This is a genomic window from Cytobacillus sp. BC1816 (assembly GCF_051353635.1).
In the GTDB taxonomy this organism is placed as follows: Bacteria; Bacillota; Bacilli; order Bacillales; family Cytobacillaceae; genus Cytobacillus; species Cytobacillus oceanisediminis_C.
On record NZ_CP195611.1, the window covers coordinates 4,758,674 to 4,783,174 of the forward strand.

A 24,501-nucleotide genomic window follows, 5' to 3' on the forward strand; every position below is an offset into this window, starting at 1 on the left:
TCCAGAGTTTCCTCACAGGAGCTTGGCTGCTGATTATCCATTGTTTTATCCTCATCATTTTCACACCATCACGCATACCGTTTCCAGTTACGTTGTGGTTGATGAAGCTTTAGGAAGTTCCAGCAATTCACCCAGTTATCCTCTAGCTCGTTACCAAGCTAGACGCCCTTCTTATCAATTATCTCAAGAGTTGTAAAACTCCTTGAGGCATTTGATTCGATTGAGCCAACATTGCTTGTGCTGCTTGAGAAAGAATAGAATTCTTTGTTTGAGTCATCATCTCTTTCGCCATGTCTACGTCACGAACACGAGACTCAGCAGCTGTTAGGTTTTCTGAAGATGTACCTAAGTTGTTGATTGTATGCTCCAAACGGTTAGTGTACGCACCCATTTTTGAACGTTCTGCTGAAACTGAATCAATTGCAGTTTGAATTTTTGTGATAGCTTTTGCTGCATTTTCAGCAGTTGATACATCAAGAGCTGCTTCTGTAGTGGCATTATTGGTTCCATCTGTAACAGCATTTGCAGCTGTAAATCCAGCATCTCCTGCCGTTCCTGTAATACCAAGTGCATGTGCACGCATATCACCAAGGTCTAAAGTTAAGCTTTGGTTTTGGTTTGCACCAATTTGTAATGTTACTCCGCCAGTAGTTGTGGTTGGAGCAGTTGCTGTAAGAGCTATAGAGTTACCAGCAGTACCTGTAGCATTAGCAGTTACTGTAATTGCTGCTCCTGTACCAGAAAGTGTTGTATCTTCATCGGCAAAGGCAGCATGAGCAGTCTTAACAGCAGTAGCAATATCTGTTGCTGATTTTGCTGTGCTGTTTGCTGTGTCATATATATCAACTACATCGTCAGTTCCTAGAGCTAGTTTCGCTGCATCGGCATCAGCGTAAGTTCCAGCACTGCTATCATAGAAACCAATTGATTTATTACCAATGGTTAGTTTTTCACCTTCAGTTACAGCGCCAATTGTTACTGTTCCTGTAGCATCAGTTGATGGGTCAGCACCACCAGTTAACGTAGCACCAGACAATGTAACATGAGATGCACCAGGAGCAGTTGTAGCAACTTTATCACCGTTAATTAGTTTTTGAGTATTAAACTCTGTAGTATTCCCAATACGGTTAATTTCAGAAGTCAATTGGTTGATTTCTTTTTGAATTTCACCACGGTCATCAGTTGTATTTGTATCGTTACCAGCTTGTACAGCAAGTTCACGCATACGCTGAAGAATATCATGTGTCTCGTTTAACGCACCTTCAGCAGTTTGAAGTAAAGATATACCATCCTGTGCATTCTTAGAAGCCATATCTAACCCACGAATTTGTCCACGCATTTTTTCAGAGATTGCTAGTCCAGCTGCGTCATCTCCAGCTTTGTTAATACGTAGACCAGAAGATAACTTCTCCATTGATTTAGATTGTGCAGTAGAAGCACTGTTCAACTGACGATAAGTATTCAACGCCGCAATATTATGATTAATTCTCATTATAAATTTCCTCCTTGAGTATATATCCCACATCCATGTGGTTTGTTTTACCAACCAGCAGAAAAGTCGGCCGCCTTTTTGCTGTTCAGCTTTACACTGGTTATATCGACTTTTTTTGACAGGTGTTTAATAGTTTGGAAAAAATTTTTATTTCTTTTTAAAAAAGCTGCTTAGGCTTTCGATTACACTTGCTTCAGTTTGAGTTGCGCTGCTGTTTTCCTGCTGAATAGATAAGTATATTTCTTTCCTATAAATATCAACATTTTTCGGCGCGCTGATGCCTAGCTTTACCTGGTCACCTTCGATAGAGAGGATAGAGATTTCAATATCGTCACCAACCATAATCGATTCTTTAAGTCTCCTTGTAAGCACAAGCATTATCTCTCCCCCTGTTCTTGAGGTGTCATGATTTTATGCTTGGTCTTATAAGGTGTTTGATTAAGTATAATTTGTTTGCCTATTTTTTTTGTTTGGTTAATGACCAAAGGGGCCTGCAGGTTAGCGGTTGTTTCCTCAAATGGATCCCTTACTGTCATAATCGCAAAGGTTGCCACATCTTTATGTGATTGGATTTCTAATTTTTCCAATGCCTCTTCAGGCAAATCAAACTCATACTGAGGAAATAGAGCAAACGGATCTGTAACAATAAATGCCACCTCAGTTGTCTTTACTGACTGCAACACAAATAACTCTGTCCCTTCAAGAGGGAGAATAAAAAATTCCTTCTCGTCTAAAAACCCCGGAATCCCCGATGGAAAATTAATTATGTCATTTTTATTAATCTCCTGCTCACCATGAAACTTTGTTTGGATATTCATCTTTTCACCTCATTGCTATATGGTTAGATTGATAAAATCGATATTCAGGCTGTTTTTCTCAAGAATTTCTGTGCTGACTTTTCCAGGTGTATAGGTATGAACCGGCTTTCTGATCTCAACTTCAATCTTTGACTTTTGCGGCTGAGCTTCGATGCTGACTTTGGCTGGTTCGTATTGAATCTTTACACTATTGTGAGACGGTACCCAGCCAATATTAAACTGCTTGGGAGGGCCTTCACTGTTTTCCTTAGCCTGATAGGCGATGGGAGTGCCGCCGTTTTCAATTTTCATAAGTTCTGTCCCCTGTGCGGCTCTTCTCTCCATCCCTTTTAGCCAATCCTGATACCCGTTTTGGGCAAACTCCTCTATTCTTCTGCCGACACTTTTTAAATCGACGTCCTCGCGTGCTTTGGTCTGGTCGATCGTCAGCTTTCCTGGGATTGTTTCGATTTCCAGGATGGCTTTAGGCTGCTGGATGGATTGGACGGCAGGTGGCTGTTCGATTTCCTGCACCGGTTTTTCTATTTTTAATCCCATCTTGATAAAGTTGGATTCCAGCCTAATTTGCGGTACGTTCATGTTAGACACCTCTTTTATGAAAAAAAGCTATCTCCTATGGATAGCTTTTCATTGATTATCTTAAAAAGTCGGTTAAGCTCGGCTGGATGATTCTCGCCCCAACGCTTAGTGCTGCACGATGGATGCTTTCCTGGGTTGTAAGCTCAATAATGGCTTTTTCCATATCGATGTCTTCATTATCAGAAAGGATTCTTGTTGAGAAGACTTCCTGCTGGGAAAGACGGTCCTCCATCAGTTCGACCCGATTCTGCTTGGCTCCAATTAGGGCACGTGCAGACAAGAAATTATCTATGTTTTTATCAACATTATCTAGCATATCCCCAACGGCTGGATCATTCGTTTCAAGCGCTGTGATTAGCTTTTGGATATCGCCTTCGTCACTGAGCATGTCCCCAAATAAAGCTTTTCCTTCCGTGTTGACAGGGATCTTGATGCCTGAAAAAACCTCAAGCTCGATGGTTCCACTTTGAAAACCTGATTCAGATGGCCGTACGTTTGTCTGATTGCCATTGAAAATATACTTACCGCCAACTTGTGTATCTCCGAGATTCTGCAGATGCTCTTTAAGCTGCTTCACCTCTTCTGCAACCGCTTTGCGCTGATCTTCTTCCAGCGTGCCATTGCTTGCCTGGAGAGTCAGCTCCCTAATTCGCTGCAGGGCCAGCACACCTTTATCCAGGGCATCATCCGTACTATCGACCCAGTTTCTCACTTCCCCGATGTTGCGGGTAAACTGCTGAATCCGGTTTAAATCCGTACGATAGTTCATCCCCATCATTGCAGCAACCGGATCATCAGATGGTTTGGTAAATTTCTTCTGGGTAGAAATTTGATCCTGTAGCTTGTCCAGCCGGCTGTAGCTGTTACTTAAATTTCGAAGCATATTATTTGATAGCATTGATTGTGTTACGCGCACTTTATTTCACCCTTTATCTGCCTACAACGCCCATTCCGTTGATGATTTTGTCGAGCATTTCATCAACCACAGTTATGTTTCTTGCTGAAGCGTTGTATGCATGTTGGAATTTAATCATATTGGTCATTTCTTCGTCTAATGACACGGCACTCACGGATTGCCTGTTCCGATCTACTGAGTCTGCCAGCACAAGGGAGTTTTTCAGGTCCTTTTTGGCACTCTGAGAATCTACGCCTAATCGTCCTATAATTCCTGAATAATAGGAATCAAGGCTTCCGTTCAGTTTAGATTTTTCATCATCTGATAATGAAGTATAGTCACTAAAGCTTTTCTTTCTTAAATCAGCCAATAGCTGGGCATTGTGGTTATCTCCTGAAGCGCCGCCTTTTTCAGCTGCTGCGGCGATTTTAGAAGAATCATCCAGCAATTCTTGATTTACTTTAATGCTTTGGGCAGGGTTATCCTCATCAAACTGAAAAAAGTCGAGACCAGATATATTATCTGCCCCAAGAGCATATCCATTCTTATGAATTTCATTGAATTCCTTGGCAAAAGCAGCTGTCATTCTATTCAGCTTCTCCAGCATTTCAGGATAAGCACCCTTAGCGGAACCACCTGCTTCATAACCATAGCTGTTAATTAAACCAGTCAGTTCACCTGATAAAGTCTCAAATTGCGTAAAGGAAGTGGATCCAATCTTTAATCCTGTTACGAGTCCGCTGTCTTCGCTTTTTTCAAGCTCCACTTTGTTTGTGCCAACAATGCCGCTCTCTTTTGTTGCGGATATGAGGTTAATAGGCGGAATATAGGATTTTCCGTCCTTTTGGACAATCTCGATATTATAAAGGCCCGATGCCATCGGTTTGGCATCCCCATATGTATTCGGAACTACACTGGTCACTTTCACATTAACCAATTGCGAAAGGCTATCTACTAATAAATCCCGCTCGTCATAAAGGTCATTAGGGAGGTATCCGTGCGGCTCAACAGATGCAATCTGCTTATTCAAATGATCAATCTGCGCAACGATCGCGTTAATTTCATCCACCTTCACATCAACCTGATTCCCAATATCCTCCTGAACCCGTGATAGGGAATTATGATAATAATTCAGTGTATCCGCAACCATCTGACCCGTAGCCGCCACAACATCCCGGGCACCGGTATTTTCGGTGTGGCTTGATAGATCCTGAAGGGCGTTCCAGAACTTCTCCAGGGTACTATGCAATCCATTTTCAGACGGCTCATTCATTATTTCTTCCATCTTAGTCAGTGACTCGCTCATGGCTCCATAGTAGCCCATTTTTGTATTTTCGGTTCTATATTGCAGGTCTAAAAATGATTCTCTTATTCTCTGGACTGTCCCTGCTTCAACACCTGTTCCCATTTGTCCGGGTATCTGCGGTCGATTCATGCCAACTCCTGGGTAAGGCTCGGTTTGTGCGAAATTAATCCGCTGCCTGGTGTATCCCGGCGTATTCGCATTTGAAATATTATGTCCGGTTGTATATAAAGCACTTTGCTGGGTGAACATGCCGCGGCGGGCTGTTTCAAGTCCCATGAAAGTTGAACGCATGTTTGTTCCTCCGTTCTGCTACACTTTCGAGTTGAAAATTCCTGGATTTATTTTTTCTGAAGTCTTTTTGGCAGGCGGGCCGTAGTTCATTGTTTCAGGCTGCGGCCTTAAAAGACTCATAGATACATTTACAAACTGAAGGGAATGATGAACAAGCTGCTGGTTTAGGAAATTCTGCTCTTTCAATTCATATACCAGCTCCGCAAGCTCCTTCGTGATGGCCTCCAGCTTGAGGCGGTCAGGTTGCGTGAGGATATTTAAACAATCCGATACTGTAGGGCTTACCAGCATAGGCGCGATCGAATTTGCTGCCTTTTCCCGCTCGTTTTCCAATCGGCCGATAGCCGCAATATGAGCCTGCTCATCCTTCAGCATCTGATTCAGGGCGTCCATGTCACCGTTCTTAATAATGTCTGTCTTTTTAACTGCGAGTTCATATAGGCTTTTATGAAGCTTTAGCAGTTTTTCCATCGTTGCCGTAAGCACTTCGGCTGACATGCCATCCCCTCCTCATTATTTTTTCGTATAAAAATTAGCAATGCTTTTCGCAACTTCTTTTGGATTGATTTTATAGGTGCCGTTCTCTACCTGAATTTTAAGCTCTTCTACTTTGGCTTTACGATTTTCGCTTAGCTGTGATACCTGCTGCATTTCCTTTGCAGTGGAGCTGATTTCAATTTTATCTGATGCCGTTCTGGCTGGTTTTCCTGCATTTTCAAGCTTATTCATTTGGCGTTTGTATGGGTTCACGCCTGAAGGACCAAAATTATTGATTTTCATGTGTACCCCTCACTTTCTTTCCGGTCGATTTAACCTAAGTATATTATCGGCTAATATGCCGGTATGTTTAAATGTTAATTTAAGTTTGGCAAAAAATACATCCATAAGCCTATAGAAAAAGCTATGTGAATGAGTCACATAGCTTATAAACGCCTATTGATTTTTTCATTGACGGCAAAATAAGTGCCGTGTTTTTCTCTTTGGACTGCTTCTTTTCTTCGTTCTTCCTCAGCGGTAAACTGCTGAAGATCTTTCCTCAGATTCCCCGCACAGCTGCTGCATAGCTTGCCTTCCCGGATGCTTGTCCCGCATTTCTCGCAGGGATATCCCAAATTTGGAAATTGAGCTAACTTCAAACGGCCGGTCTTAATAAACTTTATGATGAGTTCTTCCTCGACTTCGGTCGCCTCAACAACCTCCATCATCTTCGCTGTCCTGTTTTCCCTCTTCCGGATAAACTGGTAAACCGTCTCGTAAGCCTTTTCTTCTTCCTTCCAGCAGTCCTGACAGACATCGCGGAATTGATTTTGGACAAAAATGGCATCACATTTCGGGCAGTTTGATAACTCAGCCATATGATTCTTCCTCTCTCAGTTTGTGATGAAATTATTATAGCTCGAAGAATAAGATAATTATAGAAAAATATTATTCGAAGTACAGATGGCTGCTGGCTGTTTCTATGAATCGGGATTCTGGAACGGAAGGGCTTTGCTCTAGCTGTACCTGCAGAGTATCAAGCATCCCCGCTAGTTCAGCTCTCGGTCCCTCTTCGATAATAAATTGAAATCCATAATTAGTCAGAGCATCTGATATTTCGTCTTTCCGGACAATCGTTCCGGTAAAGGAGAGAACCTCTCCAAAAAGCTTGGTTTCAATTAATAGAATGATATCCTTCCTCACAGGGAGTTTCATCTTTGAAACAAATTTTACTCCGCCTGCACTCATATCTTCAATCAGGATTTTCGCGCTGCCCATTTTGACAGGCTTGCTGTTAAGCTCTAAGATGGTCATTTCTGCCTCCAGCGGATAGGGAAATTCGACTCGAACATACTTGCGCAAACCTTTAAATACATTGTCTTCCTTGATATTTTGCGGCTTCAGGGTGCCAATTAACAGTTTCTGCTCAAAGGCCGGAGGCGGAATTGGCTTACTGAAAAGATACCCCTGTATTTGGTCACAATCATTCTTCCTTAAAGAATAGAACTGTTCAAAGGTCTCTACACCTTCTGCTACCACCTTCATATTCAGCCCATGGGCAAGCTGAATCAGATTGGCTGTAATGATTGCATCTTCCGCGTTTTTATCCATTGCCTGGATAAACGTTTTATCAATCTTTAAAACATCAAATTTATAATTCTTTAGCTGTGTGATGGAGGAATACCCGGTCCCAAAGTCATCCAGCGCAATTTTCACGCCCATTTCTCCCAACTCTTTAAGCACTGCAATCACATTTTCGGAATAGCTGATTAGGGAAGATTCCGTCAATTCGATTTCAATGAATGATGCATCAAGGTGATTCTCATCTAATGCCTTTTTTATCGTGGAAACAAGACAGCTTTTCAAGAAGCTCAGCGGAGAGATGTTTACAGATATCGGAACAATCGATAAACCTCGTTCCTTCCAGGAATAAATCTGGCTGCATACTTTCCTTATCACGTATTCACCTATATTTATGATTAAACCAGTTTCCTCTGCCACTGGTATAAACTCCAGCGGCGAAACTCTGCCCCATTCCGGATGATTCCACCTTAATAAAGCTTCGGCACTTACTATTTTGCCGTTCTTCGTATCCACTCTTGGCTGGTATTCAAGAAAAAACTCATCATTTTGAATGGCTTTTCTCATATCCTGTTCAAGGGTAAAAAGCTTATAAGATTCAATGTCCATGGAAGAATGGTAAACCTGGAATCTATTATTCCCTTTCTGCTTGGCGTGATACAGGGAAGATTCCGTATTTCTGACCAATTCATCAGCTGTGCTCCCATTATCCGGATATAAACTAATGCCTATAGACGGGGTAATATTAAGCTCAAAGCTGTCGATGTGGAATGGTTCAGAGAAAATTTCATTAATTGAATCTGCTAATTGTGCAGGATCCTCCTTTTCCTGGATATATTCCATAATAACTGCAAATTGATCACCGGAAATTCTTGCAGAAAAACAGACTGGATTTAGCTTCTCCTTCATTCTTTGTGAAACAAGCCTAAGAAGTTCATCTCCTGATGAGTGTCCAAATGTATCATTAATCTGTTTTAAGCGCTGCAAGTCAAAAAACAGGATGGCAAATCTCTGGTGTTCATCGTTTTCAATAAGGGTTTGGAGTTTCTGATCAAAGTACCGGCGGTTCGGCAGATCGGTCAAATGATCATAAAATGCCATACGCCTCATTCTCTTTTCAAGCCATTTTTGTTCTGTAATGTCTGTTACAAATCCATCAACGCGGATAAGTTCACCTCTTTCATCTAAATAGGGGATACTATGATCATTCACCCATCTAAGCTCACCGGATTTATGGAAAATACGGTATTGGCAGCGAATGCTCTTCCCATGTATAAGATTTACCCGGTTGGCTTCCAGACTTCGCAGGTCATCGGGATGGATCACTTCGTCCCATAAATCAAAGTTGTCAATTAGCTCGCTTGCTGTGTACCCGAAAATGCCTTCCACTCCCCTGGAGAAGTGAATTACCTTTCTTTCTATTAAATCTGCGGAATAAATGCCCACATCAAGATTTTCATAGATTTGTCCTATTTTTCGCTCATTTTCATAGAGCTTTTCTTCCATGCGCCTTTTTTCAGTTATATCCTGAATCGTTGCAATGATTTTCGGTGATCCGCTTTCTTCAGAAAAATAGTCCGCACGATGATGAATATACCGTTCCTCTCCATCCTGCCTGATTATCCGGCATATCAAATCCACACTATTCTTTTCGTTTAGCAGCTTTTGAAACCGATCTTCAAAAGCCGGACGGTCGTCTGGATGAAGATAACTTAAATACATTCTGAAGTCTGGAAAAAAGCCATTTTGAGGTTTTAGGCCAAAAATCCGAAACAGCTGATCAGACCAAAAACCTTTATCGTTTTCAACATCGTACTCCAGGCTTCCAATATTTGCGATCTTCTGAGCCTGGTTCAGATTGTTTCTTATTTTAGTAAATTCCATTTGCTGACTGCTATATTCAGCCATATCTTTAGTGGTGTTTTCACCATCCTGTGAGTTTATTTCGTCCACTTCAAAACATCCTTTCCAATAAAAAAGGCAAACGAAAATAGTTCTTCTTCTGTGCAGCCCGGCTGCCATGGCAGAAACCTGCTTTAGGCCCGCAGCTTTGCGTCTTTTACTTTCGTAAAATTTGCCCTGGGTTAGAATATTTTAACATAGGATTATTTTCCTAATAACTATCTATTTCAAAAATATAACTTTGTAAAATTTGACAAAACGCTAGCCTCTTGCCAATGTGACCGATGATACTGATGCAGCACCCCCTTCTTTCAGAACTTTCGCTGCATGATATAGGGTCGAGCCGGTTGTATAAATATCATCAATCACGATGATCTTTCTATTTTCGATATTGAGATTTAGCTGCTGAAAAACCTGATTAAGATGGATTCGGTCAAACCGGGATTTCTTGGATTGCTTTTCTGAGTGAATTCGCTGCAGCAGTTCCGTCACGGTAAAGCCTGTCTCATGGATGAGTGCACCAGACTGATTAAAGCCTCGTTCATAAAGCCTTTGAGGACTGAGAGGTATTGGAACGAGATAGTCGAATTCCACGGTTTTCAGCTTTTTCCTCATAAAAGGGGAGAAAGCCTTCGCAAAAATATAATCACCACGAAACTTATATCGGGCTATTGTTTCTTTCATGAAGTCATCGTACATAAAGATAGAAATATTTTTCTCAAACATCCCTGACCACCCTGGATTCTGATTCCACCTTAGACAATCTGTACATAGATCGGCTTTTCTAAATTGAGGATCTTGGATGCTGAAGGGCCGGCTGCATTTACTGCAAGTATCGCCTTTGATAAATGGAAGTTTATCGATGCAGGTCTGGCATAAATGATTCTCTTTTGGCCGCGACCAGAGAGTTGTCCAGCTGACTGCTGACATGATTTCTCCATGACAAATTAAGCAATTAATAATCGATCAGTCCTTTCTTTTTGGCCTCAGAGTTCATTTTGATGATTTGTTTTTGAGCCTTGACCATGCTTTCGGTTTTGCCGTAGTGGAAAAAGGTAATATCACCGCTTGGAAATTGAGCGCTTCTGCCGACCCGGCCGGCGATTTGAACAAGGGCGCTTTCCGTGAAGATGCGGTCTTCTGCTCCGAGTACTGCAACATCAATATTAGGGAAGGTAACTCCTCTTTCCAGAATGGTCGTTGTTATGAGCATCGTGATCTCTTTATTGCGCATCATTTGGACTTTATCTTTTCGATCGGGGTCTTCCGCGTGGACAACTTGGATTTTAGGATAAGTTTTACGAAGGATGGTGAGGACTTTTTCCAATTTATCGATTTTCGGAATGAAGAGCAGGCACTGCTTCTGGTTATCGAGCCTCTTTTTGATCCAATGGCTAACTGCTGACGGGAGTTTGTCATTTTTTAGTGATTTCTCCCAATTTCCGCACCACTTGAAAGACGGTACAGGCAATGGATGACGATGATATCTAGCCGGGATAGTGACAAAATTCCTTTTTCCACTGTGGCATTCATTTTGCCATTTTTGACTGGGGGTTGCAGTTAAATAGATCATAGAGGAGGTTTCTTTGCGGGACTGGCGGACAGCATACTGAAGGCTTTCGTCTGCCGTATAAGGAAAGGCATCCACTTCATCAAGGATTACGGTGTCAAATGCTTTGTAAAAGCGGAGGAGCTGATGCGTGGTTGCGATAGTTAAGGGAGCTTGGATATGGCGGTCTTCACTGCCGCCGTAGAGGACAGCCACCTGAATACCGGGGAAGACTGCTTTAAACCGCGGACCAAGCTCCAGTACAACGTCTGTTCTCGGGGTGGCAATGCACACTCTTTTACCAAAGGCGAGTGCTGCATTGATTCCTTCAAATAGAACTTCTGTTTTTCCTGCTCCGCAGACAGCCCAGACTAGGAGTTCCTTATTTTCGATTACAGCCTGCTTTACCTGGTCGGAGGCAACCTGCTGTCCGGGTGATAGGGTGCCTGCCCATTCCAAGGGTTTCTCCATTAAATCCCGGACAGAAGCAGGACCGCACCATCCAATCAGAGGAGTGCACTCACTAACCCGCCCCATCATGATGCATTTCCGGCAGTAAGTACATTCTTTCTCACCGCATCGGGCACAGGAAAAACTGGCGAACAGTGAACGCTCTTTATTGCCGCACCTGGCACAAACTGTCTTGATTTTGGTCTTAGTTATTCCTTTTCGGTAAGAAATATAGCCATTTTCAAAGTGCTGATGGATTTCTTCAATTGAATACGGAAGGTTTTCGAATAGAAGCTGTTTTCCGTGGAGGATTTGCAGGAGTTCTTTGTTATATGAATAGTTTTCGTTCAATGGCGGCTTTGGAATGGTGTCAATGGATGATATCGGGAGGCTTTCTGGAGGAAAATCATATAAATATGGGGTCATTTTTCGATTAAATCTCAAACGGATCACCTCAATGCTAATTTCTTTGCAAGTTTTGCGGTTTTATTTGCAAATTCACGAATTTTTTTGCAGATTTGGACCAGTTATTTGCAGAATCAAACCTTCTTTTTGCAAGATCCCTGATACTATTTGCAAAATCCCTACATTCGCATCACCCCTTCCAAAAAAATCTGCGCCATCCCAAGAATGGCGCACCAAAACACAACTTACTTCTTCACCCAGCCAAATCCCATAGCACCTTCACCTAGATGGGTTCCAATGACCGGCCCAAAGTAACTGATCATAAACTCAACATTCGGATATTCCGCTTCAAGCTCAGCCTTCCACTCGCGCGCTTCTTCTTCACGATTGGCATGAATAATAACCGCCTGGTACGGCTCCCCGCTTTTCACATCTTCCCAGAAAAGATCGACCATCCGCTTCATCGCTTTTTTGCGCGTGCGAATCTTTTCAAACGGAACAATTTTCTTATCCTCAAAATGGAGCAGCGGCTTCACCTGCAGCAGGCTTCCAATAAGTGCCTGTGCACTGGATAAACGTCCCCCGCGCTGAAGATGCGATAAATCATCCACCATGAAATAAGCCCGAATGCTCTTCTTCATCTCCTGAAGGCGCTCAACGATTTCCTGTGGATTCTTACCGGCAGCAGCCAGTTCAGCGGCTTCAATCACATAAAACCCCTGCACCATACAGCTGATTTCGGAGTCAAACGGGAAAACCTGAATATCCTCCACCATGCTCCCAGCAGTAACTGCCCCCTGGAACGTCCCGCTAATGCCGCTCGACAAATGAATCGAAATCACCGCATCATACTCTTTTGATAATTTCTCAAACAGCTCGGCAAACTCGCCCACCGGCGGCTGTGAAGTGGTCGGAAGATCTTTATGCTTCACTTCTTCATAAAAGTCTGCAGCCGTAATTTCTACTTCTTCCTGATAGGTCTCACTGCCAAAAATAACACTCAACGGTATCATATGTATATTTAACTTTTCTCTTAAATCCTTAGGAATGTATGCTGTACTATCCGTTACAACAGCCGTTTTCATAAATAGAGGTACCATCCTTATCTTTTTTCTCTACTGTATGTTCCATTTTATATGATAACGGGGGAAAATGCATTAAGTTATAAAGTTGGGAAGTAAATAATCCTATGCCCCATTATGCCTACTTTTAAGACTTGGTAATTTTTTACCTTAAAATCCTTCTCATGTGTATGATAAAATGCTCCTTGTGTCTTTATTTTGTAAAGGAGCTGTAACACATTGATTAAAAGCACTTATTCCACGAATACTACCGAATCTAATAAATACAGCTTAGATACTCTTCATCAAATGCTTAATAATGAATTGGGTAAATATAAACACATTAAAGTTCCAAATATTGACCATTCAATTAGCGGGCCTGAACTTGCTTCCTGGCTCATAGACAGTTTGCCTCCAAAGGAAATCGAGAAGCTTGTTTATTTAGTGAATCAAGCAAAAAAGAGATCCTCCAATACAAAACCTATCTTTCAAACAGCTGCAGCCGCACTTATAAAATAAACACGCAGAGGTGGTAACTTCTTGCGTGTTTATTTTTTGGTTAATATTTCAAAAAAAGTGTATAAATACCTTTAATTCACCTGGTCTTTCCGTTATCATTAATATAAATAAGTAAATTTCTTTTGAACAATAAAGAATAGAGGTAAACCATATATTGCAAGTAATGAGGAAATTTAAAAGCTTGTTAAGAACAGGTAAAAATATAAAAAAAAGCCCCTATAAAAAAGGACTTTTTCTCTTAATAAATTACCGTACCTCTACCCAGCCATTTTTGATCGCTACAACGACTGCCTGAGTACGGTCATTTACATTCATTTTTTGCAGGATATTGCTCACATGGTTCTTTACTGTTTTTTCACTTATGTATAAAGCTTCCCCAATTCCGCGGTTGCTTTTGCCATCTGCAAGGAGCTGAAGCACTTCGCATTCACGGCGTGTCAGCAAGTGCAGAGGACGGCGGATTTCCACCTGTGAATAAGATGTGGTCCCTGTACCTTCTGCTGCAAGTCTGCGGTACTCATTTACCAGGTTGTGTGTCACCTTCGGATGTAAGTAAGATCCTCCATCAGCAACAACCTTTACAGCCTCGACTAATGCATCTGCATCCATTTCTTTTAAAAGGTATCCGCTTGCACCTGTCTTAAGTGCGTGCGTTACATAATTCTCATCATCATGGATGGAAAGAATGATTACCTTGGATTCTGGATATTTATTAATCAGCTGGCGGGTCGCTTCCACACCATTTGTGTTCGGCATATTGATGTCCATGATGATTACATCTGGATCATACTCTTCCACGAGACCCATGGCTTCACTGCCATCATCGCCTTCTGCCACTACATTAAAGCTCTTTTCGAAATCTAAAATGCGTTTTACCCCTTCTCTGAATAATTGATGGTCATCAATTATGACGATCTTTGTATTCAAATGCTTCGCCTCCCAAATCTCCAGTTAGTTTTCTATCTCTATTCTTAAGGTGTTTCTTATTTCAATGGCACCTGGATAATGACAATGGTTCCTTTGCCTGGTTTAGAATCTATGGACATCTGGCCATCCAAAAGTTCAAGCCTTTCGCCCATTCCCATAATCCCAAAAGATCCCGGACGCTTCTCGCGAATATTGAAGCCTTTCCCATCGTCTTTGACGACTACTGCTACTCTGGTGCAGTTTATTTCTATTTTCACATGGATTTCTTTAGCTTGCGCATGCTTGAGAGCATTTGTCACAGACTCCTGAATCAAACGGAACAATGCGACTTCATATTGTGGCGGCAATCGCTTTTCTTCGCCAACATTCGCGAAATATATCCTGGTACTCCTGTGATACTCTTCGATGGTTGTTAAGTATTTTTTGAGGGTAGGTATTAACCCCAAATCATCAAGAGCCATTGGACGCAAGTCATAAATAATCCTGCGGACTTCATATAAAGCATTGCGGACCATTTTTTTCAGGTCTTTTATTTCAGTAATGGCTTCATCAGCACCGCGCTCTTTGTATACCCGTTCAATTAAATCGGACCTCATCATGACATTCGCCATCATCTGGGCCGGTCCGTCATGAATCTCACGGGACACTCTTTTCCGCTCTTCTTCCTGTGCTTCGATGATCTTCAGACCAAAATCCTGTTTAAGCTTCGCGTCTTCAATGATTTCTCCCATTTGTTTCAAGTCACTTGTCAGATAATTCATCACGACCGTAATTTGTGAAATGAGGACTTCAGCTCTATCAATCGTGTCGTTAACACCTATAAGCCTTCTTTCAATATCATCACGGCGATCCCTCAGCTGCTTTTCTAGCTGGCGGTTCATGGATAAATCCATTTGAAGCTGATGGGCCTTCTCATATGCTTCACGCACTTCAGACTCTGAATAATCCTTAAAATGCATGCTTACTTCAGAAAGGCGCTTTCTTGCAAACCGGGTTTGCACCTCCAGCTTATCCCCTTCTTCAATTACCTTAAGGACCATTTGTTTAACTTCCATAAGTTCTTCGGTTAAAGTCTTATGGTCTTTACGGCATTGTTCACCTATACGGAAAATTTCATCTTTACTGGTGCCTACTGTTTGAACCATTTTTTCAAGAATAAGATCCAGAGTCTTGGAATCGAATTTCTTAATACTCATTTACACTCCTCCAAGGGCGTAACCCTTCCGCTATGTACCTTTATTTTAGCGCTAAATGAGCTAAGATACTATCGTTCCATCCTGAAAATTATACCAGGTTACCTAAAATTCGGTAAAAAGGCTTAGACTTGTGATTTTACCCTGTGTCTTATATCCTATATAAAAGCAGGGTAAACATGACTACCAGGCAAACTAATATGTATATTTATACCACTTAAAGATTAAAATCGGCACATTTTTTATTATAGCAGCATAAACATCAGAATTGTTTTCATTATAACATGGGAAAAAATGTTCTATATTAAAGTTTTATTACATTCTGTTGAAAATTATGTGTTTCAAACTTTGTCGATTTATAATGAAATAGGTCAATTTATAAATTTGAAGAGAGACAGGAAGGAGCGGTTTACATGCTGCCCTATTACTATACAGTAAAGGGATATGGAGAGAATGAAATAATAATAGATAAATCCCGATTTATTGCACATGTATCCCGAGCAAAATCAGAAGAGGAAGCACAGGAATTCATCCTATCTATAAAGAAAAAACATTATAATGCAACACATAATTGTTCTGCCTATTTAATAGGGGAAAATGATCAAATCCAAAAGGCGAATGATGATGGAGAGCCGAGCGGAACGGCTGGCGTACCAATATTGGAGGTCTTGAAGAAAAAAAAGCTAAAGGATTCCGTTGTAGTCGTAACCCGATACTTTGGCGGTATAAAACTGGGGGCAGGCGGCCTAATTCGCGCCTATGGGAAAGCAACTTCGGAAGGATTGCAGACAACCGGGATTGTCGAAAGAGAACTTGTAACGATTATGCATACAAAAATAGACTATACCTGGCTTGGAAAAATAGAGAACGAACTCCGGTCCTCCCTATATCCAATTAAGGAAATCCACTACCTTGAATCAGTTGAGATAGAAACTTATGTTAAGGACGAGCACATTGACTCTTTCACCAGTTGGATGACGGAATTAACGAATGGCCAAAGCCAAACAATCGCTGGAAATAAACTATACTTAGAAACGCAGATTTAGTCGTTTACTATATCGTGAAAATTCGATAAAATTAACTATTGCTAACGATAAATTTTTAAATAAAGTAGGGATAATATATGTCTGGTACTAGAATTGTCAGGCGGAAGAAGAAAAAGCTCAGAATTTGGCGAGTACTCCTGCTGTTCACACTTATTATGGTTATTGGCGGCGGAACATACTTCGCCTACAACCTTTATTCTCATGCTAAAGGTGCGTCCAGTAAAATTTTTCAGGAATTGGATAGAAGTAAAATTCCGAATCACAGAACAGAGGAAGTCGAAATTACCAAGGATCCTTTCACGGTTCTTGTTGTTGGAATAGAAGACCAAGAAGGCGGAGAACGTTCAGATGTAATGATGCTGGCAACAGTCAATCCAAAAACAGAAGAAGTTTTCCTGCTGAGCATTCCCCGTGACACAAGAACATATATAAAAGAACTCGGCTATAAGACAAAATTAAATCATTCCTATGGCGCCGGCGGTATTGAGACAACCATTGCAACAATCAATAATATGATTGATATTCCAATTGATTATTATATAACCACTAACTTTGAAGGTTTTGAGGATATTGTCGATACATTTGACGGTGTATCCGTCGATGTACCATTTACCTTCGACGCCCAGCTGACAGGCAGCTTAAAATGGAAGACTTATTATGAAGGTAAAATGAACCTAAATGGAAATGAAGCCCTTGCTTATGTAAGAATGAGGAAAGCTGATCCACGCGGAGACCATGGAAGAAATGAACGCCAGCAGCAAGTCATAAAAGCGATCATTGATAAAGGCACTTCCTTCTCTTCCATTACAAAAATTGATGATGTAATGGATGATTTAGGAAAAAATGTAAAAACAAATATTCCGCCATCCAAATTTGCAAGTTTTGTAAAATTATATTCTAAAATTAAAGACACTAAAATCCAGAACCTTAGTCTAAATGGTACGGATGAATATATTGACGGTGTATATTATTATATCCCTGATGAAGAATCACTATTTGAGATTAATAGCACCTTAGAAACTGCACTGGCCATTTCAGAAGGCACATCAATATCAGACTCTGAATTTGGGTCAGACTCTAATTCAGAATATGATTCAAACTCTGAATCCGGATATGATTCTAATGAATCGGGAACAGAATATGATTCTGAGGAAAATTCTGAGTATCAATCTGAAATTGATACTGATACAGACTATAATTCTGATTCAAATTATTGATAATATCTATTTTTTCGGAAGCTTTCCAAATGGAGAGCTTCCTTTTTGTTATATATTTCCTGTATTTCTACTGAAATCATAGATTGGAACATTTGACATTTTTTGATAGAATATGACATAGGTCGAAAAAACTATTAAAATGGAGGGTTACCGTGAAGAAAATTATTGCTTCTTCTGTTTTGGCTACTGCAGCGTTGCTTCCCAACTTTACATACGCAGAAGAAACAACATATCCTGCCAGTATGACAACGGATTCTGCTGTTGAAATCAGAAAAGGAACAACGCCTGATGATCAGGTTGTAACTACCTTGCCTGATGGAGAAAGCGTATTAGTAGTTGATGAATATACAAATTCATCAGGAGAACTTTGGTACAAGGTTGAAAGTGATGGCATTTCAGGGTGGGGACTCTCTACAGGGTTCCAAGAGGCAAACGCTTCTCTTGTTGGCCAAGATGCAGTTTCAACTGGTTCGAATGTAAATGTTAGAAGAGGAGCATCAACCTCTTATGAAGTAATTGGCAAGCTAACACTTGGTCAGAAAGTAAAAGTAATCGATCAGCATGAAAACAGCCAGGGAGAGCTTTGGTATAGAATTTCCTTTAATGGCCAACAGGGATGGACAATAGGAGCATATTTGGAAGCAGATTCCAATCAGGGAGCGCCATCAGCCTCCGAACCTTCCATTTTAAAAAAGGCTGTTCAGGTGGACAGCGCATCAGTACGCAGAGGAGCCTCATCAGAGTATTTGGCTGTAGCCTCTCTGAACAAAGGACAAGAAGTAAAAATTATCGGCGAACATGAGAATTCCAAAGGTGAATTATGGTACCGGGTTGATCTTGACTATATTATCGGCTGGGTCAACAGTTCCGCTTTTGAAGCCCCCGCCTATCAGGTTACGACCAAAGTTGTCCAGATTGACAATTCCAATGTACGACGAGGAGCTTCTACGGAATATACAACTGTCGCCACACTGGATAAAGACCAGGAAGTAAAAATCATCGGGGAACACAAGAATTCCAAAGGCGAGCTTTGGTACCGGGTGGATCTTGGCTATATTATCGGCTGGGTCAACAGTTCCGCTTTTGAAGCCCCTGCCTATCCGGTTACAACCAAAGTTGTTCAGATTGATAATTCCGCCGTCCGCAGAGGTGCTTCTACCGAGTATACCACTGTCGCCACTCTGGATAAAAACCAGGAAGTAAAGATCATCGGGGAACACAAGAATTCCAAAGGCGAGCTTTGGTACCGGGTGGATCTTGGCTATATTATCGGCTGGGTCAACAGTTCCATATTTGAAGCCCCTGCTTATCCGGTTACAACCAAAGTTGTCCAGATTGATAAATCCAATGTTCGACGGGGAGCTTCTGCGGAATATACGACTGTTGCCACTCTGGATAAAAACCAGGAAGTAAAGATCATCGGGGAACACAAGAATTCCAAAGGGGAACTTTGGTACCAGGTGGATCTTGGCTATATTATCGGCTGGGTCAACAGTTCCGCTTTTATCTATGCCGTCACAACTAAAGTCGTTCAGATTGACAATTCTGCCGTCCGCAGAGGTGCTTCTGCCGAGTATACCACTGTCGCTACTTTGGATAAAAACCAAGAAGTGAAAATCATCGGGGAACACAAGAATTCTAAAGGCGAACTATGGTATCGGGCCGATCTTGGCTATATTATTGGCTGGGTCAACAGCGCTGCCTTTAATGCTCCTGAATATACCATCAAAACAGTCCAAGTAGATCATGCAGTTGTTCGCCGAGGCGCGGATTTGAGTTATCAAACAGTTGCTTCACTTGAGAAGCTCCAGCAAGTGAAGATTATTGATGAATTCACAAACTCTAAGGGTGAACTCTGGTATAGGGCAGATCTTGGCCATTTGCTGGGCTGGGTAGACAGCAGTGCGTTCAAGAAGCCAGAACCAGGGGCAATATCTTTAACAGGCACTTATTATGTCGGTAACCGTAACACCAATCTCCATTCAGGTGCTACCTATGATTATAGAGTGGTAGAAAAATTAAACATTACTAGTAAAGTCACTGTATTGAGCGGATTTATAAACCAATCTATGGAAACTTGGGCGAGAGTGAGCACTTCATCAGGGAATATCGGCTGGGTTCCTTTTAAAGACCTGGTTGCTTCCACAGCCGAATTAAAATATGTATATGCATTAAATAACGCAGCCTTAAGAAGAGGAGCATCCAGTTCTTATCAGATTACAGCTTCCTTAAAAGCAGATGAGCCTTTGCTTATCCTAAACAAGTTGAATGGGTGGCTAAATGTCGAAACAAATACTGGACTGCGCGGCTGGGTGCTGGAATCCCAAACTTCTCCTGTATCCTTAAAACGCCTTTCCTCCCCTTCTACTTACACTGAAGGTACAGCAAGCTACCTGGTATGGAAAAAACCAACGGATTTTGATTTTACCTATACAACATTATCAGCGAATCGATTAAAGCTTACCCAAGGAATTACGGATGCTGACCTGCCAAGTTTCAAGGTAAGAGGCATTAAATCGGTAGAAACAGTTCAATCTACATCTACACAAAAATCAGTTATCCTGACCTTCGAGCCTGGTTATACATTTACCATTCGAGATTATAGCGATAAGGTTTCAATAAAAGTTATGCCTACCGGTTTATTAGGCAAGAAAATTGTCATTGATGCGGGTCACGGCGGTAAAGATACAGGCGCAATTGGCCCAACGGGATTATTGGAAAAGGATGTTAATCTGGCCACTGCCTTACTGCTGAAAACAGAACTTGAAAGATCCGGTGCAATCGTAAATCTGACTCGCAGCACTGATATTTTCCTGGAGCTTGCAGAAAGAACAGCTATCGCAAATTCAAGCAATTATGATGCATTTATTAGCATTCATGCAGACTCCTTCTCCAGCACTTCCAGAGGATCAACAACATTCTTCAATTCTACAGTAAACTTTAATGGACCAAAGAGTGAAGAATTGGCAGATTCCGTACACAAGTATATGGTTTCTTCTCTGGGTACTTATAATCGCGGTGTGAAAGAACAAGAATTTTATGTTAATAGAATGAACCAACTTCCTAGTATACTTGTGGAATTGGCATTCATTTCGAACCCAAATGAAGAAAACCTCCTGCGTTCAACAGCATTCCGCCAAAAAGCGGCAGAGGGAATCAGAAAAGGTTTTCAAGATTATTACAGCAATTTTTAATCAGAGGATTATAGAATGCTTTGGGTTATTTGCCCAAAGCAACTTTTTTAACATATAGGGGGAAAAATAAAAAGATGAATCGTGTAAAAAAAATAGTCGCAGCTGGCATTGTAACCGCAGGTATTGGAACAGGTGCCATTCTGTTTACTCCTTCAGGATCTGATGCTTCCACTAATGTTGTATTGGCAAGTGTTGAATGGGTTAATACAAAATTAAATCCTATTAATACGAAACTATCATCACTGGAAACTAAGATTAGCAGTTTAGAAGCAAAAGTAGCTACCCAACAAAAAGAAATTGAAGCCCTTAAATCTAGTGGAGGTGGTGGCACAACCAATCCGACAACTCCTCCGCCAAGCGGATTGCCATCTGCTGTTTATACAACAAAGGATAGTGTAACCATTCACTCAGGTGCTTTAAGAACATATAGGGTTGTTGCAACTATGTCGAAAAATACGGCATTATCTGTTGTAGATTCCCATACTTCCAGTTCAGGTCTTTGGTATAGGGTTTCTGTATCCTCTTCTCTCTTTGGGTGGGTTCATTCCGGAGATGTATCAACAACGAAACCATCCACAGTTAAAACAGTTGTCACCACTGCAGATGTTAACATGCGCAGAGGGGCAAGAACCGATTATGCTGTTACCGCCTTATTGCCTAAGGGAACAGTTTTAAAGTATCTTCAAAGCCATACGAACTCAGCAGGTGAAGTTTGGTATAACGTAGAGACTTCATCTGGCGACCGGGGCTGGATTATCAGCGACTATGGTGAGGTGAGATAAGTTGAAGAAATTTATCTCGTTCGTTCTTTTAATGGTTTTGCTTTTTTCAGGTGTACAGAATCCATTAGCGGCTGAAGTTAAAACATATCCCAACAGCGTCAATGTTTCTGTTCACATAAATAAGAACGTTACTTTAACCCTGAATGGAAATTATCAGCTAAAAAATAGACAAACTGGCAGCAAGTCCATGATTCCTCCTGGAACAACCATTACTGCATCCAGTAACAGTACAACTGTAACAGTATCATATACAGGATTCAGCCAAACTTCGACCTCTGGCTTTGATGTCAACGAGCTGGCGGGAACTGCTTCATTAGCAGTCTTTACAGCCCAGACAGATATGAGAAGGGGCGCGGATACATCCTATTCAAAGGTTTATACCTTTCAGACAGGAGATAGCGCTAACTACCTTGGCTCTTTTACCAATAGAACAACAGGTGAGCTCTGGTATAATGTGAATATTGGGTCTTATACAGGCTGGGTTCCTGCAAAAAACGCTAAATTAACAGAGGGAGACAAGCTTTCCCTTGCAACGGTCAGTAACGGCTTAACTTACAGGGGCAGCTTTTATTTAAAGAAGAATGGATCCCAAGTCGAAGTAATTAACATCCTGGATATGGAAGATTATCTAAAGGGCGTAGTTCCTAATGAGATGCCCGCATCCTGGCATAAAGAAGCCTTAAAAGCACAGGCAATCGCAGCGCGAAGCTACGCAGCCAATATGATGATGCTTACGAGCACTGCCGCAAGCCAGGTATACAGAGGCTATTCCTATGAAGACACACGGGCAAATACTGCTATTAAAGAAACGGAAGGCTTACTCGTTAAACATAATGGAAAGCCAATTCAAACATTTTTCTTTTCAACAAGCGGCGGAAGAACTGCCAATGTTGGGGATGTCTGGAATTCAAATCAAAGCTCCTTCCCTTATTTAGTATCAGTCGAAGACAAATATGAAAAATCTCCATACAGCAATTGGAGCGAAGCATATTCTGCTGCGACAATATTAAAATCGTTTGGGTTTGATAGCACGGCAAAATTATTGGATATCAGCCTTGAAATAAAAGGGGCAAATGGTGAAGTAGGTGCGGTTACAGTCAAAACCTCTAAGGGAGACAAAACGGTACGGGGAAATGAAAGTGTGATCAGAAAACTTTTCCCTTTACAGAGTTCAGCACATTATAATTCCCTTTATTCCAACTGGTTCACAATGGAGGTAACAAGGTCTCAGCCTGCGCTATCTGTCCAAACTAACAGTGGGAATATTCCTATTTCAGATATGAAAGGACAGAAAGTGCAAACATCTAACGGAGAAATAACTCTATCGGATTCCAAGGTTTCTGTTCAAACTCCATCAGGTGTCATAACAAGTGAAAGCGGGACAGGAGAAGTTCTCTCGGTCACTCTAAACGGAAAAGGCTGGGGACACCGTATTGGCATGAGCCAATATGGAGCAAAGGCTTATGCAGAAAATGGATGGACGTCCACGCAGATTATTACTCATTACTTTAAAGGAACTTCGGTTTCAAAATAAATAATAAAAGGAGAGAAGACATGAAGGTTAACCCATGCTTCTCTCCTTTTTATTTTCACCCTCAAGCTGGTGAACCAGATCATCAACAATACTTTTCCAGGAATATTGATCAATGGCTAATTTTCTGCCATTTTGGCACATCACTTCATAATTTCCCGGTGAAATGGATGCTAACTCCCTGACTCCTTCAGCGATTCCTTCAGGATTTTCTGGAGGAGCAATTTTACCACAGCTATATTCATTTAAAATTTCAGCACTCTCTCCCACACCGCAATACAGGACAGGAGTGCCTGTGGAAATAGCTGGGAAAATTTTTGAGGGCCTTGCCCCTTTAAACAAATCTATATTTCTTAAGGACACGATGCTAAAATCGGAAACAGAGAAAATCTTCGGCATTTCATCCAGCGGCACCGAGCCGTAAAAAGTGACGTTTGTCAGCTGAAGCTCTTCTTTAATTGCAAGCAGCTTGTCCTTTTCCTGACCGTCCCCAACAAATAAAAAGTGTACATCCGGATGGGAATCCTTAACTAAAGCTGCTGCATGCAATACGGAGTCAAGTCCCTGTGCATAACCGAAGTTACCTGCATAGGTAAAGACCTTTTTACCCTCAAGCCCAGCTTTTTTTATGATTTCCTGGTCTTTTTCCAAAGGCTTAAAGTAATCCGTATTTACCCCGTTAGGAAGTAAAAATACATCCTCTTCCGGCTTTCCCTTTTTGACATAATAGCTGCATATGCCTTCCGTTGCACCAGCAATTTTCCAGGAACTTCGATATAAAAAGTTTTCGAGGCCTTCAGCCAGTTTAATAAAGGTTTTGTTTTTAACAAGCCCTAATTCTACTGCTGATTCAGGCCATATATCTGCAACATTAAAGACAAACTTGGCCCTTTTCAATTTAGCCCCGAGCCACCCTGTAATTCCAAGAAATAACGGAGGTGAGTTACATATGATTACATCTGTCGGCTTCGCCTTCGCCAGCGAGTAAAAGGCACTAAAAGTAAAGGAGAAATAGGATGCCAGTCTCTTCCAAAAGCTTCCCTTCGGCGAAGGATAAATCCAGGAACGATGAACAGGTATTCCGTCCCAGTTTTCAAACATATAAAAGCTTCCCTTATACTCCTCAGGAATAATCCCATGTGGATGATGAGGAAATGCTGTTAATACTTCCACCTGATGTCCTCTATTTATGAGTTCCTTGCTCACTTCAAATACACGTATTTGAGGAGCGCCTGTTTCAGGGGGAAAATGCTGACATAAATAAATTACTCTCATTTTCCCAACTC

General features: G+C 41.4%; 22 protein-coding genes, 1 pseudogene and 1 riboswitch. Of the genes and pseudogenes, 6 read left to right on the top strand and 17 right to left on the bottom strand.

Going from position 1 to position 24,501, the window contains the following annotated elements; all coding sequences use genetic code 11:
• Positions 1 to 178: 178 nt before the first annotated feature.
• The 14 genes and pseudogenes from ACR42H_RS24175 to ACR42H_RS24240 form a co-directional block, all read right to left on the bottom strand.
• Positions 179 to 1,492 (bottom strand): flagellin, encoded by a 1,314-nt coding sequence (locus tag ACR42H_RS24175; protein ID WP_436373665.1) that lies wholly within the window; start codon positions 1,490 to 1,492, stop codon positions 179 to 181.
• A 147-nt stretch (positions 1,493 to 1,639) separates the two neighbouring features.
• Entirely contained in the window at positions 1,640 to 1,870 is a 231-nt protein-coding gene (gene csrA, locus ACR42H_RS24180) for a carbon storage regulator CsrA (protein WP_436373667.1), read from the bottom strand.
• The gene (gene fliW / locus ACR42H_RS24185; RefSeq protein ID WP_436373669.1) at positions 1,870 to 2,310 is read right to left on the bottom strand and encodes a flagellar assembly protein FliW; all 441 of its coding nucleotides are present in this window, start codon (positions 2,308 to 2,310) and stop codon (positions 1,870 to 1,872) included. Before fliW ends, csrA begins: the two co-directional genes overlap by 1 nt.
• Before the next feature lie 15 nt (positions 2,311 to 2,325).
• Complete coding sequence (locus tag ACR42H_RS24190; protein WP_436373671.1) at positions 2,326 to 2,889, bottom strand: DUF6470 family protein; 564 nt, start codon at positions 2,887 to 2,889, stop codon at positions 2,326 to 2,328.
• 55 nt (positions 2,890 to 2,944) lie between these two features.
• A complete protein-coding gene (gene flgL, locus ACR42H_RS24195; protein ID WP_436373673.1) occupies positions 2,945 to 3,805 on the bottom strand; it encodes a flagellar hook-associated protein FlgL in 861 nt (286 codons plus the stop codon).
• Positions 3,806 to 3,818: 13 nt separating this feature from the next.
• A complete protein-coding gene (gene flgK / locus ACR42H_RS24200; RefSeq protein WP_436373675.1) occupies positions 3,819 to 5,381 on the bottom strand; it encodes a flagellar hook-associated protein FlgK in 1,563 nt (520 codons plus the stop codon).
• 18 nt (positions 5,382 to 5,399) lie between these two features.
• Entirely contained in the window at positions 5,400 to 5,879 is a 480-nt protein-coding gene (locus ACR42H_RS24205) for a flagellar protein FlgN (RefSeq protein WP_436373677.1), read from the bottom strand.
• Between the two features lie 15 nt (positions 5,880 to 5,894).
• Positions 5,895 to 6,161: a flagellar biosynthesis anti-sigma factor FlgM gene (gene flgM, locus ACR42H_RS24210; RefSeq protein WP_258746939.1), complete on the bottom strand. Its 267-nt coding sequence runs from the start codon at positions 6,159 to 6,161 to the stop codon at positions 5,895 to 5,897.
• A gap of 143 nt (positions 6,162 to 6,304) precedes the next feature.
• On the bottom strand, positions 6,305 to 6,736 hold the full coding sequence (locus ACR42H_RS24215) for a TIGR03826 family flagellar region protein (RefSeq protein ID WP_436373679.1): 432 nt from the start codon (positions 6,734 to 6,736) through the stop codon (positions 6,305 to 6,307).
• Positions 6,737 to 6,806: 70 nt separating this feature from the next.
• Positions 6,807 to 9,392 (bottom strand): EAL domain-containing protein, encoded by a 2,586-nt coding sequence (locus ACR42H_RS24220; protein WP_436373681.1) that lies wholly within the window; start codon positions 9,390 to 9,392, stop codon positions 6,807 to 6,809.
• Positions 9,393 to 9,441: 49 nt separating this feature from the next.
• A riboswitch (cyclic di-GMP riboswitch) is annotated at positions 9,442 to 9,528 on the bottom strand.
• Positions 9,529 to 9,602: 74 nt separating this feature from the next.
• Positions 9,603 to 10,067 (bottom strand): ComF family protein, encoded by a 465-nt coding sequence (locus tag ACR42H_RS24225; RefSeq protein ID WP_436377063.1) that lies wholly within the window; start codon positions 10,065 to 10,067, stop codon positions 9,603 to 9,605.
• 90 nt (positions 10,068 to 10,157) lie between these two features.
• Positions 10,158 to 10,271, bottom strand: a pseudogene (locus ACR42H_RS24230) (ComF family protein); the annotation flags it as partial.
• Between the two features lie 25 nt (positions 10,272 to 10,296).
• Positions 10,297 to 11,766: a DEAD/DEAH box helicase gene (locus tag ACR42H_RS24235; protein WP_436377065.1), complete on the bottom strand. Its 1,470-nt coding sequence runs from the start codon at positions 11,764 to 11,766 to the stop codon at positions 10,297 to 10,299.
• Between the two features lie 224 nt (positions 11,767 to 11,990).
• Positions 11,991 to 12,830 (bottom strand): DegV family protein, encoded by an 840-nt coding sequence (locus ACR42H_RS24240; RefSeq protein WP_436373683.1) that lies wholly within the window; start codon positions 12,828 to 12,830, stop codon positions 11,991 to 11,993.
• 216 nt (positions 12,831 to 13,046) lie between these two features.
• On the opposite strand from ACR42H_RS24240, the gene ACR42H_RS24245 reads away from it, so the two are divergent.
• Complete coding sequence (locus ACR42H_RS24245; RefSeq protein WP_436373685.1) at positions 13,047 to 13,325, top strand: hypothetical protein; 279 nt, start codon at positions 13,047 to 13,049, stop codon at positions 13,323 to 13,325.
• Between the two features lie 246 nt (positions 13,326 to 13,571).
• On the opposite strand, the gene ACR42H_RS24250 is transcribed toward ACR42H_RS24245, so the two are convergent.
• The gene (locus tag ACR42H_RS24250; protein WP_019380801.1) at positions 13,572 to 14,252 is read right to left on the bottom strand and encodes a response regulator; all 681 of its coding nucleotides are present in this window, start codon (positions 14,250 to 14,252) and stop codon (positions 13,572 to 13,574) included.
• A 56-nt stretch (positions 14,253 to 14,308) separates the two neighbouring features.
• Entirely contained in the window at positions 14,309 to 15,448 is a 1,140-nt protein-coding gene (locus ACR42H_RS24255; protein ID WP_113883827.1) for a sensor histidine kinase, read from the bottom strand.
• A gap of 410 nt (positions 15,449 to 15,858) precedes the next feature.
• Between ACR42H_RS24255 and ACR42H_RS24260 the strand changes: the two genes are divergently transcribed.
• From ACR42H_RS24260 to ACR42H_RS24280, 5 genes are all read left to right on the top strand, one after another.
• On the top strand, positions 15,859 to 16,491 hold the full coding sequence (locus tag ACR42H_RS24260; RefSeq protein WP_436373688.1) for a YigZ family protein: 633 nt from the start codon (positions 15,859 to 15,861) through the stop codon (positions 16,489 to 16,491).
• 77 nt (positions 16,492 to 16,568) lie between these two features.
• Positions 16,569 to 17,708 (top strand): LCP family glycopolymer transferase, encoded by a 1,140-nt coding sequence (locus tag ACR42H_RS24265; RefSeq protein WP_436373690.1) that lies wholly within the window; start codon positions 16,569 to 16,571, stop codon positions 17,706 to 17,708.
• A 152-nt stretch (positions 17,709 to 17,860) separates the two neighbouring features.
• Positions 17,861 to 20,902, top strand: coding sequence for an SH3 domain-containing protein (locus ACR42H_RS24270; protein WP_436373692.1), 3,042 nt, complete (start codon positions 17,861 to 17,863; stop codon positions 20,900 to 20,902).
• A 74-nt stretch (positions 20,903 to 20,976) separates the two neighbouring features.
• Entirely contained in the window at positions 20,977 to 21,684 is a 708-nt protein-coding gene (locus tag ACR42H_RS24275; RefSeq protein WP_436373694.1) for an SH3 domain-containing protein, read from the top strand.
• A 1-nt stretch (position 21,685) separates the two neighbouring features.
• The gene (locus ACR42H_RS24280; RefSeq protein WP_436373696.1) at positions 21,686 to 23,218 is read left to right on the top strand and encodes a SpoIID/LytB domain-containing protein; all 1,533 of its coding nucleotides are present in this window, start codon (positions 21,686 to 21,688) and stop codon (positions 23,216 to 23,218) included.
• A 27-nt stretch (positions 23,219 to 23,245) separates the two neighbouring features.
• Here ACR42H_RS24280 and ACR42H_RS24285 read toward each other — a convergent pair whose 3' ends face one another.
• Positions 23,246 to 24,490, bottom strand: a complete 1,245-nt coding sequence (locus ACR42H_RS24285) for a glycosyltransferase family 4 protein (protein WP_436373698.1) — start codon at positions 24,488 to 24,490, stop codon at positions 23,246 to 23,248.
• Positions 24,491 to 24,501 lie beyond the last annotated feature (11 nt).

Bases quoted from the DNA above. Each gene is read 5' to 3' on its own strand.
- ACR42H_RS24175 (WP_436373665.1), bottom strand. From the start codon at position 1,492: ATGAGAATTAATCATAATATTGCGGCGTTGAATACTTATCGTCAGTTG.
- csrA (WP_436373667.1), bottom strand. From the start codon at position 1,870: ATGCTTGTGCTTACAAGGAGACTTAAAGAATCGATTATGGTTGGTGAC.
- fliW (WP_436373669.1), bottom strand. From the start codon at position 2,310: ATGAATATCCAAACAAAGTTTCATGGTGAGCAGGAGATTAATAAAAAT.
- ACR42H_RS24190 (WP_436373671.1), bottom strand. From the start codon at position 2,889: ATGAACGTACCGCAAATTAGGCTGGAATCCAACTTTATCAAGATGGGA.
- flgK (WP_436373675.1), bottom strand. From the start codon at position 5,381: ATGCGTTCAACTTTCATGGGACTTGAAACAGCCCGCCGCGGCATGTTC.
- ACR42H_RS24205 (WP_436373677.1), bottom strand. From the start codon at position 5,879: ATGTCAGCCGAAGTGCTTACGGCAACGATGGAAAAACTGCTAAAGCTT.
- flgM (WP_258746939.1), bottom strand. From the start codon at position 6,161: ATGAAAATCAATAATTTTGGTCCTTCAGGCGTGAACCCATACAAACGC.
- ACR42H_RS24215 (WP_436373679.1), bottom strand. From the start codon at position 6,736: ATGGCTGAGTTATCAAACTGCCCGAAATGTGATGCCATTTTTGTCCAA.
- ACR42H_RS24225 (WP_436377063.1), bottom strand. From the start codon at position 10,067: ATGTTTGAGAAAAATATTTCTATCTTTATGTACGATGACTTCATGAAA.
- ACR42H_RS24235 (WP_436377065.1), bottom strand. From the start codon at position 11,766: ATGACCCCATATTTATATGATTTTCCTCCAGAAAGCCTCCCGATATCA.
- ACR42H_RS24240 (WP_436373683.1), bottom strand. From the start codon at position 12,830: ATGAAAACGGCTGTTGTAACGGATAGTACAGCATACATTCCTAAGGAT.
- ACR42H_RS24255 (WP_113883827.1), bottom strand. From the start codon at position 15,448: ATGAGTATTAAGAAATTCGATTCCAAGACTCTGGATCTTATTCTTGAA.
- ACR42H_RS24260 (WP_436373688.1), top strand. From the start codon at position 15,859: ATGCTGCCCTATTACTATACAGTAAAGGGATATGGAGAGAATGAAATA.
- ACR42H_RS24265 (WP_436373690.1), top strand. From the start codon at position 16,569: ATGTCTGGTACTAGAATTGTCAGGCGGAAGAAGAAAAAGCTCAGAATT.
- ACR42H_RS24275 (WP_436373694.1), top strand. From the start codon at position 20,977: ATGAATCGTGTAAAAAAAATAGTCGCAGCTGGCATTGTAACCGCAGGT.
- ACR42H_RS24285 (WP_436373698.1), bottom strand. From the start codon at position 24,490: ATGAGAGTAATTTATTTATGTCAGCATTTTCCCCCTGAAACAGGCGCT.